Annotated in this window: 10 protein-coding genes; 2 read left to right on the top strand and 8 right to left on the bottom strand. The window is 46.8% G+C overall.

Annotated elements, in window-relative coordinates; translation table 11 throughout:
- From VIM87_RS28310 to VIM87_RS28300, 3 genes are all read right to left on the bottom strand, one after another.
- Window positions 1–686, bottom strand: a 686-nt coding sequence (locus tag VIM87_RS28310; protein WP_332000237.1) for an amidohydrolase family protein, incomplete at its 3' end; no start/stop codon positions are given.
- A gap of 169 nt (window positions 687–855) precedes the next feature.
- Window positions 856–2283: an AAA family ATPase gene (locus VIM87_RS28305; protein ID WP_332000236.1), complete on the bottom strand. Its 1428-nt coding sequence runs from the start codon at window positions 2281–2283 to the stop codon at window positions 856–858.
- 163 nt (window positions 2284–2446) lie between these two features.
- Window positions 2447–4609 (bottom strand): xanthine dehydrogenase family protein molybdopterin-binding subunit, encoded by a 2163-nt coding sequence (locus tag VIM87_RS28300; RefSeq protein WP_332000235.1) that lies wholly within the window; start codon window positions 4607–4609, stop codon window positions 2447–2449.
- Window positions 4610–4773: 164 nt separating this feature from the next.
- Here VIM87_RS28300 and VIM87_RS28295 point away from each other — a divergent pair, with 164 nt between their 5' ends.
- Window positions 4774–5430, top strand: a complete 657-nt coding sequence (locus tag VIM87_RS28295) for an alpha/beta fold hydrolase (RefSeq protein WP_332000234.1) — start codon at window positions 4774–4776, stop codon at window positions 5428–5430.
- A 46-nt stretch (window positions 5431–5476) separates the two neighbouring features.
- Here VIM87_RS28295 and VIM87_RS28290 read toward each other — a convergent pair whose 3' ends face one another.
- The 5 genes from VIM87_RS28290 to VIM87_RS28270 all read right to left on the bottom strand — a co-directional run bounded on the left by VIM87_RS28290 (window position 5477) and on the right by VIM87_RS28270 (window position 11993).
- Window positions 5477–6832 carry a TolC family protein gene (locus VIM87_RS28290; RefSeq protein WP_332000233.1) on the bottom strand — a complete coding sequence of 452 codons (1356 nt, stop codon included), beginning with the start codon at window positions 6830–6832 and terminating at the stop codon, window positions 5477–5479.
- Between the two features lie 73 nt (window positions 6833–6905).
- The gene (locus VIM87_RS28285; RefSeq protein ID WP_332000232.1) at window positions 6906–10073 is read right to left on the bottom strand and encodes an efflux RND transporter permease subunit; all 3168 of its coding nucleotides are present in this window, start codon (window positions 10071–10073) and stop codon (window positions 6906–6908) included.
- Window positions 10074–10100: 27 nt separating this feature from the next.
- A complete protein-coding gene (locus VIM87_RS28280) occupies window positions 10101–11186 on the bottom strand; it encodes an efflux RND transporter periplasmic adaptor subunit (protein ID WP_332000231.1) in 1086 nt (361 codons plus the stop codon).
- 165 nt (window positions 11187–11351) lie between these two features.
- A complete protein-coding gene (locus VIM87_RS28275; RefSeq protein WP_332000230.1) occupies window positions 11352–11753 on the bottom strand; it encodes a hypothetical protein in 402 nt (133 codons plus the stop codon).
- Between the two features lie 114 nt (window positions 11754–11867).
- The gene (locus tag VIM87_RS28270) at window positions 11868–11993 is read right to left on the bottom strand and encodes a hypothetical protein (RefSeq protein WP_332000229.1); all 126 of its coding nucleotides are present in this window, start codon (window positions 11991–11993) and stop codon (window positions 11868–11870) included.
- Between the two features lie 9 nt (window positions 11994–12002).
- Here VIM87_RS28270 and VIM87_RS28265 point away from each other — a divergent pair, with 9 nt between their 5' ends.
- Entirely contained in the window at window positions 12003–12812 is an 810-nt protein-coding gene (locus VIM87_RS28265; protein WP_332000228.1) for an SDR family oxidoreductase, read from the top strand.
- Window positions 12813–12843: the final 31 nt, after the last annotated feature.

Raw genomic sequence — 12843 nt, 5'->3', positions numbered from 1 at the left:
GGCAGCATTTCTCCCATATGGCCGATGATCAGCTTTAGCCTGGGATACATATCAAAGACACCTGAATAGAGCAAACGCAATACATGCAGCGCGGTTTCTGAATGCCATCCCCAGCCGTAGCAAGCCAACGCTTCTGCCATTCCTGAATGATTAGGCAGTCCGCTATAATAAATATCGGCCACTCCTTTTGGCGGCAGGCCAGGATGAAGGTAAACAGGCACATTCAGCTTTTCGGCACGCAGTAAGACCGGTGCAAATTCCGGATGATCCAAAAACTGGTCCTGGGTGAGCCCACGGATCATTGCCCCGCGAAAATGATATTCCTTTACTACACGTTCCAATTCATCAGCCGCAGCAAGGGGCGCTGTCATAGGCAGGTGAGCAAAAGCCGTGAACCGGTCCTCATGCCCTGCAATGCTTTTCGCAATCAGGTCATTATACTGCATGGCAAAAGCCGGACCTTCCTGCGGACTTAACAGGTTAGCGCCGGCACTATCTACAGACAGCACCTGCATTGTAATACCGTTATCATCCATTGACTGCAGGCGTTCGCCGGTAATATCCGCCAATTTTGGAGCTATCCGCTGCATAGCTGCTGACTGACCAAAACCACCCAGGGCCTCTTTAGGTATTTTATTGGCCATTTCCGGAAAGGAAATATGTTCTTCAAGGGTAACTATCCGCATAACTGCCTAATGTTAATGTTTAATACAAAGATACCTGCCGGCTATTGAACCATTATGTACTAACCATGGCAGGTATTGGACTATTCGTGGATCAGCTGTGCTAAGTTACAGGTTCACTAACCGAAAAGCTCCAGTATGATCAACAGGTCCCTGTATAGGTTGGGAAGGATTATTTAAATAAATCCCCCATCACTACCTCACCCTGCACGATGTCCCGATAGTAATCATTTTTCTTCACACCGTAAGTGGTGATCATGGTAAGAAAAATCGCACTCCTGGTTTTTGTTTCAGACCTAAACACTGTGATTTTATTCTCCAGCTCCTCTGCGTATTTTTTAACTATCACGAATTCGCTATTGGCGAATTTCATTTCACAAATATTGATCACCTTATCCTGGCGATCAAGCAGCAGATCGATTTGCGCGCCTTTTTTTGCTTTTGGTGGTATATATCGCCATCCGGAAGTCTCAGTCAATACGCCTTCTACACCAAGCGCTTTTTTAATCTGCAGAATATGTTTTTGACAAACCGATTCAAACGCAAACCCGCTCCAAATGGTATACGATGCGGTAGTTGATTGCCGAAGCCAGGTACCTGCACCGGTGGCTTTGGCATGTTCGATAAATTTCAGATAGAATAGCGAGTATTCATCCGAAAGTTTGTAGATGCTTTCCTTTTCGGTTTTCTCAAAAGGAATGTACGGCGTAATAAATCCTGACTCCTCCAACTCCTTTAGGATCTTGGTCGTTGTTCCCCCTGAACTAAGCCCGCATTCCGCAATGATTTCATTCCGGGTCAATCCTTTCCCCTTTTTGGCAAGCGCCCGGATCACCGCCTCGTGGTGATGGGAGTTACTGAACAGAGATTGGTAAAGATTTTTAAACTCACCTTTTAACAAACCATCCTTGGTAAAGCATAACCGATCAATCACCTGGGCTACGCTTTCTCCTTTTTGAATTCCTTTCAGGTAGTGTGGTATGCCACCCATAGCCATGTATAACTGCAGGATCAGGTAATGGCTGAGCCGGATGCCCCGGCTGATCAGGTATTGCTCGGTTTCCGAAAGTGTGAAAGGAAGTAAGCGGATGGTTTGGGTTACCCGGTTATGCAGGCCGCCTCTGTTATTGATCACCTGGTCGATCATCCACGATGCCGCAGAACCACAAATGATTACCTTAAGATGATCATTCCTGGAGGCTGAATTGTTCCACCAGTGTTCGAATGCCTGCAGAAAGCCGGATTTTTGGGTATGCAGCCAGGGGAATTCATCAAAGAACAATACAGCTGGCTTATTTTGGGGCAAGTCATCCAGGTATTGATCCAGCATGTGGAATGCTTTTACCCAATTTTCCGGCGTGGCGATAGGTACTTTACTTTTCATCGCAGCTTGCAGGGCCAGGTTAAAATTCTGCAGCTGATCCTTAAAGGCAGCTTCGTGAACTCCCGTCACTTCAAAAATGATCTTGTCTTTGCAATAGGTCCGGATAAGAAATGTTTTACCAACCCTCCGCCGACCATATACCGCGATTAGCTCAGCTTCCCCAGAGCTCATTTTTCTAGCTAGTATCGTTTGTTCCTCTATCCGTCCTGTTAGCATAACATATTTTATACTCAGCCAAAACTACGTATTTTTCTAGGTTTTGGCTAAGTATATTATTTTATACTCAGCCAAAACTTGTTAAATATTATACCACTGGCTAAGTATAATTCAGTATAACTGCAAATCTTTAACATCACCAAGGAGGGTTTTATTCGCCAACCTATACCTCCTCCAACCTAAACGGCAGCTTACGAACCCGCTTACCCGTAAGGTCAAAAATGGCATTACATAAGGCCGGCGCAAAAGCTGGTAATCCCGGCTCACCAACACCACCGGGCTTTTCATCATTCTCCATAATATGCACTTCTATTTCCGGGATCTCATTAATGCGTGGCATTAAGTAGCTGTTGAAATTTCTTTCAACCGCCTTCCCTTCTTTAAAATGTGTGGCGTGGTTAAGTGCTGCGCCCAGTCCCATTATGATGCTGCCCTCGATCTGTGCACGGATAATACCGGGGTTTACATACCAGCCACAATCTATGAGAGCAAATACCTTGTCAATTTTAAGTTTTTGATCCGGCTTGCGGGATACTTTCACTACCTGCCCTACCATGCTGCCAAAACATTCTGTGATGGCTACGCCCCATCCATCATTTTTGCGCCGCGTTTCCCAGCTGCTGATGGCTGCCAGCTTATTTACCAATGCCTGGTAACGGGGAGAGTTAAGATGCGCTTTTCTGAATGCAAGCGGATCCTGTGAAGCAAGGTGCGCCAGCTCATCTATAAAACTTTCTGCGGCAAATGCATCAACATTGGCGCCCGGCGCGCGCCACCACATAGTTGGTATGGGAGACTTTGTGGGAAGATTGCCAAAACTATAGTGCGGTATTGATTGATAATAGTCACTTGCAAGGCCGGCAACCCCACCACTATTAACTGTTACAGGTTGCGGTTCAGCGTCTTTAATTGTTCCTGAGCCAAAGTATTGTGAAGACGAAACAATTTGAAAAGCGAATATTTTATTTTGTGCATCTACCCCTCCCCTGCAGCTATAGAGTGCTCCTCCGCGGAAAGGCCCCATGCTCATGTCGTCTTCTCTTGTCCACATTACCTGCACCGGCGCTTTCATCTCTTTTGAGATAAGGGCCGCTTCCACCGGGTAGTCCAGGAATGCCTTTCTTCCAAAACCACCGCCGAGAAATGTCATATTCACCGTAACATTTTCAATGGGAATATGCAGCCTTTCGCTCAGATCGGCCTGTACCCAATTGGCTTCCTGTATCGGTCCCCAGATCTCAATACTATTATCCTTTACATCCGCAATACAGTTGAGCGGCTCCATACAGCTATGCGACTGGTAGGGCATTTCATACTCCGCTGCTGTAATAGCTGAAGCATTTTTTAATGCTGTTTCAAAAGCAGCTGATGGCAAGGGTTTGTGAAGATCCTCCTGCATTCTTGCAACCAGTATTTCAGAATCCAGGTGTTCAAAGCCATCATCATTCCATTCTACTTTCAGCAGCTTGCGTGCCTGCATAGCCGCCCATAATGAATTGGCCACTACGGCCACGCCTTCACATGACAGATCAAAAACAGGTCTTTGTACCTTAAATACATGTACTACACCGCTAACGGATCTTGTGGCTGAATCATCAAAGCTTTTTACTTTCCCTCTGAAACGCGGGTTACGCTCCACTACCGCATATAACATACCCGGCAGCTTTTTATCCAGTCCGAAGACCGCAGCGCCATTGACCTTAGCCAGGGTATCATTACGGCGCAGGGGTTTGCCGATCACTTTATAATCCTTACGCTCTTTTAGCTTAACCTGCTCCGGCGGCTTTATTTGCACAGCGTCTTTTACCAGTGCTCCGTAGCTGAGCTTTCGTCCTGTGCTGCGATGTATCACCTGCCCGTTTTCAGCATAACATCCGCTTGCCTCAACACCCCATTGTTTTGCAGCAGCTTCGATCAACATTTCCCGGGCGCTGGCGCCCATGCGTAACAATTGCTGGCACCAGCCGCGTATAGAAAAACTTCCTTCCTGCGGTTGCGGGCCATATTTATCAGGGTGGGCTGCGACAAATTGTATACTCACCTGGTCCATGCTAACTTCCAGCTCTTCTGCAATAATTTGCGGAATGGACTGCCAGGTTCCCTGTCCCATTTCTGAACGGTGATTAAAAATGGTTACTTTGCCGGCACTGTCTATTGAGATCCACGACATTAGCTCTGTTGCTGAATTATCCGCGTCACCTGCATGAATAATTTCGCCAACACTTTTCCCCAATGATGGCCAATAACAGCCGATTGTTAAAGCGATACCGGACAGGCCGGCATTCCGCAGAAAAGTTCTCCTGGAAAGATCCTGTTTATGTTTCATGGCGGGATGTTTGTTGTTAGCGGTTATGCACTGGCCAATGTTAAATTAGTCATTCGCAATTAAGGCAGCAAACCTGATTGACGAACTGCATGCCGGAGTATATGAATGCCCGTAAAAAAGGGTAAGAGGTAGTTTCTGACAGATGATTTAATTTTGATCTCACCATGAGTATACAATCCTTAAAACTAACGGTTTCCCCTACGGCAGGCATCGTTTCAGCTAAATACACCACTCCGGACAAACCAAAGTGCATTTTCACGCTGGCACATGGTGCAGGGGCAGGCATGGATCACTCGTTTATGGAAACGCTGGCCAATGCGCTTTCAGGGGCAGGCATTGCCACCCTGCGGTTTAATTTCCCCTTTGCTGAAGGAAAAAAAGGCCGGCCTGATACTCCCGCAGTTGCCCATGCTACAATAGAAGCGGCTATTACAAAGGCGCGTGAATTAGCCCCTAAGCTGCCGTTATTTGCTGCCGGCAAATCTTTCGGCGGAAGAATGAGCTCACAATACCTGGCAGCCCATCCGGAGAGCCCTGTTAAGGGCATTATTTTCTATGGTTTTCCATTGCATCCTTCCGGCAAGCCTTCTATTGAGCGTGCAGACCATTTAAAAGCGCTGAAGATACCGATGCTTTTTTTGCAGGGCAGCAAAGATACCCTGGCTACCTGGGAGCTGATCGAAACCGTATGCGCCTCTTTGAAAAAAGCTACCCTGGTAAAACTGGAAGGAGCAGATCATTCTTTTAAAGCAGGCAAAAAAGATGTGATGTCATTGCTGGTTGATGAAACAAATAAATGGGTAGAGAAGAAGCTCAAATAAAAAGAGCCGGTCAATTGCTTGCCGGCTCTCTGATCTAAAATTAATTTTACTTCCATCCACCTCCCAGATCCCTGTAAATATTAACCACTGCATTCAGCTGCTCTTTCTTAGTTTCAACCAGCTCCAGCTTAGCTTCCAGCGCATCGCGCTGTGTCATCAGCACTTCAAAATAATCTGCCCTGGCAGACTTGAACAGGTCATTGGAAATATCAATAGACCTGGTGAGCGCATCTACCTGCTTTGACTTCAGGTCATAACTGTGACCCAGGTTACTGATGTTGGAAAGCTGGGTGGAAACTTCCAGGTACGCATTTAAAATGGTACGCTCATAGTTATAGATAGCCTGCAGCTGCCGTGCATTGGCGCTGTTAAACTCCGCTTTGATAGCATTCCGGTTAATAAGCGGCGCAACCAGGTCACCGGCCAGGGAATAAAGCAATGATTCAACCGGATATTTCACCAGGTAAGAAGGCTTAAACGCTTCAAGTCCTACTCCGGCTGAAATGCCGAGTGAAGGATAAAATTCAGCCCGTGCTACTTTTACATCCAGCTTTGCAGCGGCTAAGTCCAGCTCCGCCTGTTTAATATCCGGGCGGTTAGCCAGCAGCTGCGAAGGGATGCCGGAGTTAACGGCCTGTGGCAGCAAACCTAAGAAGTCGCTTTTATCCCTGGGTATTTCCTGCGGATAGCGGCCTAACAGGAAGTTGATCTTGTTCTCTGTTTCCTTTATGCTTTGCAGAATGTCGAACTCCATGCTCTGGGATTTCAACACTTCTGCTTCAAATTTCTGAACAGCCAGTTCAGTTGCCCTGGCAGCTTCTTTCTGCACCTTTACAATTTCCAGTGCGCTTTTTTGCAGCTCAATGTTCTGTTTTACGATGCCCAGCTGGTTGTCCAGCGCCAGCAGCTCATAATAGGAATTGGCCACTTCAGCAACCAGGTTTGTAAGCGCAAAGTTCCTGCCTTCCATTGTTGAGAGATACCTGGTAACTGCAGCTTTCTTAGCGTTGTGCAGCTTTTTCCAGATATCCGCTTCCCAGTTTGCATAAGCGCCTATCATATAATTCGGCAGGTTCTCCGGCACTTCCGTCCCCGGCTTTATTTCTGTAGATGCATCACCTGCACCCTGGCTGGTATACCGGCCCACTTTTTCCAGCTCAGCGCCGGCCCTTAAGCTTACTGTTGGCAGTAATGCTGCGTGCCTTGACCGGATATCATTTTTCGCGATCTCAATTTCCTGCAGGGTGATCTTCATCTCCTGGTTGTTCTTCAGCGCAGTGTCGATCAGGCTTACCAGGTTTTGATCTGTGAAAAAGGTGCGCCATTGAGTGGCCGACATATTGGTGGTATCCTGGCTATCGTTGTAGGATCCGGGAACCGATCTGTTCTCATTTGACGGCATGATCGCGGGAACCTTGCAGCTTGCTACAGCCAGGCAAATACTCAGCGGCCCAATCCATCGTTGTATCCTTGATTTATACATTGTGATCAATTTCTTCAGTTAATGGATTTTCGTCTTCATCTTTAACAAGCATACGTCTTTCTGCTATTTTGCCGAATATGTAGTATAACCCGGGTATAACCAGCACGCCGAAAACTGTTCCGAAAAGCATACCGCCTGCAGCGGCAGTACCAATGGTCCTGTTACCGATCCTGCCAGGGCCGGAGGCAAAAACCAACGGGATCAAACCCGCAATGAATGCGAATGAGGTCATCAGGATGGGTCGGAACCTCACCTTTGAGCCTTCCATGGCAGCCTGCAGCACGGTGGCGCCTGAGCGGTGTTTCTGCACCGCAAACTCCACGATCAATACGGCATTCTTACCTAACAAACCGATCAGCATTACCATGGCTACCTGTGCATAGATGTTATTTTCCAATCCCGTTAGTTTCAGCAGCAGGAATGCGCCGAAGATACCGGCCGGCAATGAAAGGATCACCGATAAAGGCAGGATGAAACTTTCGTACTGTGCAGACAGGATCAGGTATACGAAACCTAGACAGATCAGGAAGATGTAAATGGCCTGGTTACCCTGTGCTACTTCATCTTTTGATATACCCGCCCAGTCGATCCCAAATCCTCTTGGCAAAGTTTTTTGCGCCACTTCATTAATTACCTTAATAGCCTCACCGCTACTGCAACCGGGTGCAGATGAACCGCTTATTTCCGATGCATTGTACATGTTATGCCGTGTGATCTCCGACAAGCCATACACCTTTTCCATTTTCATGAAAGCGGAGAAGGGCACCATTTCATCACGGTCATTCTTCACGTACAGCTTCAGGATATCATCAGGCAATGCCCTGTATTGCGGCGATGCCTGCACGATCACCTTATACTGGCGGTCGTATTTAATAAAGCTGATCTCGTAATTACTGCCTATCAAGGTAGAAAGCGTGTTCATGGCATTGTCAATGGTCACGCCTTTTTGCTGTGCAATGTCATTATCCACCCGCAGCATATATTGCGGGAAGCTGGCGCTATAGAACGTGAATACGGATGCCAGCTCAGGACGTTTACTCAATTCCTTTACAAAATCACGGCTCACGGTTTCCATCTTTTTATAATCGCCTGATCCTGCTTTATCCAGCAAACGCAGCTCAAAACCACCGGCAGCACCGTAACCCGGCACAGCTGGCGGCTGAAAGAACTCAATAGTGGCGCCCGTGATATCTTTCGATTTCTCTTCCAGCTCACTAATAATTTCCTGAACGGAATGTTTGCGTTCTTCCCAACTTTTCAGGTTGATCAGACAGGTGCCTGAGTTAGACCCGGTTCCTTCCGTAAGGATCTCATAACCTGCCAGGGAAGAAACGGATTGTACACCTTCAATATGCTCTGCAAGCTTTTGCAGCCTTTCCGCTATTTCGTTTGTTCTTTCCAGTGAGGATCCCGGGGGTGTTTGAATAATCGCATAGAACATGCCCTGGTCCTCATTCGGGATAAAGCCTGAGGGCACACTCTTATTCAGGAAAAAGATGCCGATACAGAAAGCGATGAGCACCGCAAAGGTGACCACTCTCCTGCTCACAATTTTCCCCAGCAGCTGCGTGTATTTTCCCTGCGTACGGTTAAACGAGTTATTGAACCCATCCAGGAACTTATCAACCACCGTTTTCTTTTTGGGCTTTCCATGATTATTCTTCAGGATCATGGCGCAAAGAGCCGGGGTAAGGGTAAGCGCTACTATACCGGAAAGGATAATAGCAGTTGCCATGGTGATAGAAAACTGCCGGTAGAAAATGCCCACGGGGCCAGACATGAATGCCACCGGGATAAATACCGCTGCCATCAAAAAGGTGATCGCAATAATGGCTCCGCTGATCTCATGCATGGCTTTTTGGGTGGCCTTTAACGGCGAAAGATGCTCTTCCTCCATCTTTGCGTGCACTGCTTCAATTACCACAATGGCATCATCCACCACCACACCAATGGCAAGCACCAATGCAAATAAGGTAATGAGGTTGAGCGTAATGCCGAAGAACTGCATGAACATAAACGTTCCGATCAGGGATACCGGCACTGCCATGGCGGGGATCAGCGTAGAACGCCAGTCGCCCAGGAACAGGAACACCACCAAACCCACCAGGATAAAGGCTTCCACCAGGGTGTGAATTACTTTTTCGATAGAGGCATCCAGGAATTTGGATACGTCATAGCTGATCTCATAATCCATTCCCTTGGGAAAGGAGCTGGCCTTGATCTCTTTCAGCTTGGCCTTCACATCCTTAATAACCTGGCTGGCATTACTTCCGTATGATTGCTTTAACACAATTGCCGCTGAAGACCTGCCATTCAGGTTGGAATAAATATCGTACATGGAGCTTCCGAACTCCACGCTGGCCACATCTTTCAGGCGAAGGATCTCACCATCCGGGCTGGATCTTAAGATCACATTTTCGTATCCTTCCTTGGTGCTGAAACGGCCGGGATATTTCAATACATATTCAAAGGTCTGCGATCTTTTACCGGAGCTTTCACCTGTTTTACCGGGAGAGGCTTCCAGGCTTTGCTCATCCAGCGCTTTCATTACCTCATCGGCCGAGATCTTATAGGCCAGCATGCGGTCGGGCTTCAGCCAGATCCTCATGGCATATTCGCGGTTACCGAGAATATCCGCAAAACCAACACCATCCACCCTTTTCAGCTCTGATAATATGTTGATGTCGGCGAAGTTGAAAAGGAATTTCTGATCCATGTTGGGATCAGTACTGTAAAGGTTCACGTACATGAGCATGTTAGATTCCTCACGCGTGATCTTTACACCTTCACGTACTACCAGCGGTGGCAGCTTATTCACTACAGATGCCACCCTGTTCTGCACGTTTAACGATGCCTGGTTAGGATCGGTACCCAGGTTAAATACTACCTGTATAGAAGCCTCCCCATCATTCCCTGCATCGGATGCTATATATTTCATGCCCGGAACGCCGTTGATGGCCCTTTCCAGGGGAATGATCACAGATTTGATCATTAATTCACCGTTCGCCCCGGGATATTCTGCCGTAACATTCACCTTGGGCGGTGATATGGATGGAAATTGTGTAACCGGTAAAGTGGTAATGGCCAGTACCCCCAGGAAAACAATTATAAGCGAAATAACTATCGACAGAACCGGCCGTTGTATAAACTTATTGAACATTGAGCTACGCTATTAGATAATAAACTACTATTCCGCTTTTAACCGCAGGTGGGAAATAACTTCCCCGGGCGCCTGGTATTCAAAGTTGATCTTATCATCATCTTTTACCTTCTGCACACCTTCGAGCAGTATTTTGTCAGTTTCTGAAATGCCACTTTCAATCACATACAGGTCCGGCATACGGCCGGTGATGGCAATGTTCTTTGACCTTACCACATTGTTCTTATCTACCACAAAAACATACATCTTATCCTGAATTTCGTAAGTGGCTTTCTGCGGAATAACCAATGCATTCCTCAGCGGTACTGTCATCAGCACCTTACCGGTTTCGCCATGTTTTAACAGCTTGTCGGGATTCGGGAATTTTGCGCGGAAGGCAATGTTTCCTGTTTCATGATCAAACTCGCTTTCAATAGTTTCCACATCTCCCTTATAGGGCAGGGGGCTGTTATTGGCCAGCAGCAGGCTTACCTTATTGTTGCCGCGGCCTTTGGTATTGGTTTCGTAGTCCAGGTATTCCGGCTCAGATACATTAAAGTAGGCGAACATCTGGCTGTTATCTGAAAGGCTGGTCATTAACTGCCCCTCATCCACCAGGCTTCCCAGCTTCAATGGGATGCGGTCAATAACCCCGTCAAACGGTGCACGGATCTCAGTGGCCGATACATGGAACCTGGCAAGTGACATTTCGGCTTTTGCCTGATCCAGCCTGGCCTGGGCCACGGCCTGCTCATTTTTTGAGACCACATTTTTTTCGGCCAGGACTTTTGTATTCTGCAATTCTATTTCTGCAGCTTTGGCTTCCGCTTCAGCTTTCTGCAATTCGGCTTCATACATTTTCGGCATGATCCTGAACAACAGCTGGCCGGCTTTTACAAACTGGCCCTCATCAACATAAATGTTTTGCAGGAAGCCCTTTTCCAGTGCACGGATCTCGATGTTCCTTACAGATTTTATCTGCGAAACATATTCCTTGGTAAAGGAGGTATCCACCCTTAAAGGACTGGTAACGATATACTTACTGGCTTCTTCTTTTTCTTCGCTTTTGGCAGATGTACAGCTTGTTTGGTACAGCATGGCAGCTATGCCTGCGAGCATGACAATTTTCTTCATGATTGTTAATGTATTGAACGGTTGGCGCTTGAACCTCAGAGATCTCTTTGGGTGTAAGATGGCATCAGTAGCCAGGGCAAGACCAGAATTGTCGTGCAGGGGGAGTAATATACGTCCGCCAGGTATTCATGCTCGCACCATAGGTTGCTAATGCAAATTACCTGATCAGATCCGTAAAGTTCTTTGTGTAATGTATTTATAGGATAAATAGCCGTAAAAGAGTGGACGGTCTTTAAAGCCGCCATAGAAATGACTTAAGCCGGGTGAGCCGGAGGGAACTAAATAACACCTGGTTAACAACTTATATTTCCTGGCAAAGTAATTATTTGCATCCTCATCCTCCACATTGTCACTGATCAGGAATTCTTCTTCTTCATTTGGGTGAATGTCCTGTATAAAGGTGTAGGCCTGATCTGTATTTATGACAGCATTTACCTGCTGCTTTTTTTCACTATCCTGTGCCTGGGAGTAGCACATGGTGCGGTGCAGGGTACCGGTGGTATGAAAATAGTCATACCCCAGCGACATCAGGCAACACAGATATATGAAAAAAATAAATACTCTCATTTGGGGCTCAAAATTAATAAAACTTTGAGAAGCCCTTATTAAAAATTGATTAAATTTTGATGGTTTGATGAGTAAAATGAATATAAACGAATTTTAATGTAATTTTAACAGAAGTTATTTTGCCGGTAAAAAATTGGGGGTAAGGGTAATTTCCGGTTGTTGTAAAGATCCCATTCCGGGTTTATCTGCGCCTGAAAGGATGGGTGATCCGCCACCCTTCTTACCTTTAATAGCTAACATAACGCCACTGTGAAAAAAGTAATCCTTGTAACAGGCGCTTCTTCCGGTATTGGCCTGGCCTGTGCTAACGCACTACAGCAAAAGGGTCATATTGTTTATGGCTCCACCCGGAACCTGCAACGTATGCAGGCAGTATCCTTCAGGCCCATTGAGCTGGATGTAACGGATGATGCTTCCGCACGTACTGCTGTTGAACAAATACTGAAGGAAGAAGGCCGGATAGATGTGCTGGTTAACAATGCCGGCAATTGCATTGTGGGGCCGGCTTATGCCATGCCTGTTGCAATGGCGCAAAAGCAATTTGAGGTGAATTTTTTCGGGATTGTTCGTATGTGCAACACCGTATTACCGGGTATGATCGAAAATAAAAAAGGGTTAATTGTAAATACGGGTTCTTTAGCCGGCCTTATGGGGCTGCCTTACCAAAGTATGTACGTGGCTTCCAAATACGCGCTGGAAGGTTATACGCAAAGCTTACGAATGGAATTACGGAGCACCGGTGTTAAAGTGGTGATGCTTAACCCCGGCGATTTTAATACGCCCATCACGCAAAACCGGGAGAAGGCTCCCTTTACAATGCAACACGCTGCTTTGGAAAAAGCTTACAATACCGTTATAGCAAATATTGAGAAACATGAAGGCGCTGCTCCATCCCCGGCTGCCATTGGCGCCAGGCTTTGCAAGATTGTAGCGGCCAAACATCCGGCGCGACGTTATCTTATAGGTCAGATGGGGCAAACTATAGTTCCCTTGCTTAAGCAAATATTACCCGGACGGTGGTTTGATAAGTTGATGAATGATTATTATGGGATAGAGTAAGATCAACTATTACTCAACAACTCCACCGCCC

Origin of the sequence: Chitinophaga sp., assembly GCF_036569125.1 — a bacterium.
Lineage (GTDB): Bacteria > Bacteroidota > Bacteroidia > Chitinophagales > Chitinophagaceae > Chitinophaga.
Note: the sequence above shows the minus strand (reverse complement) of the source record. Positions and strands in the feature narration are given on the sequence as shown.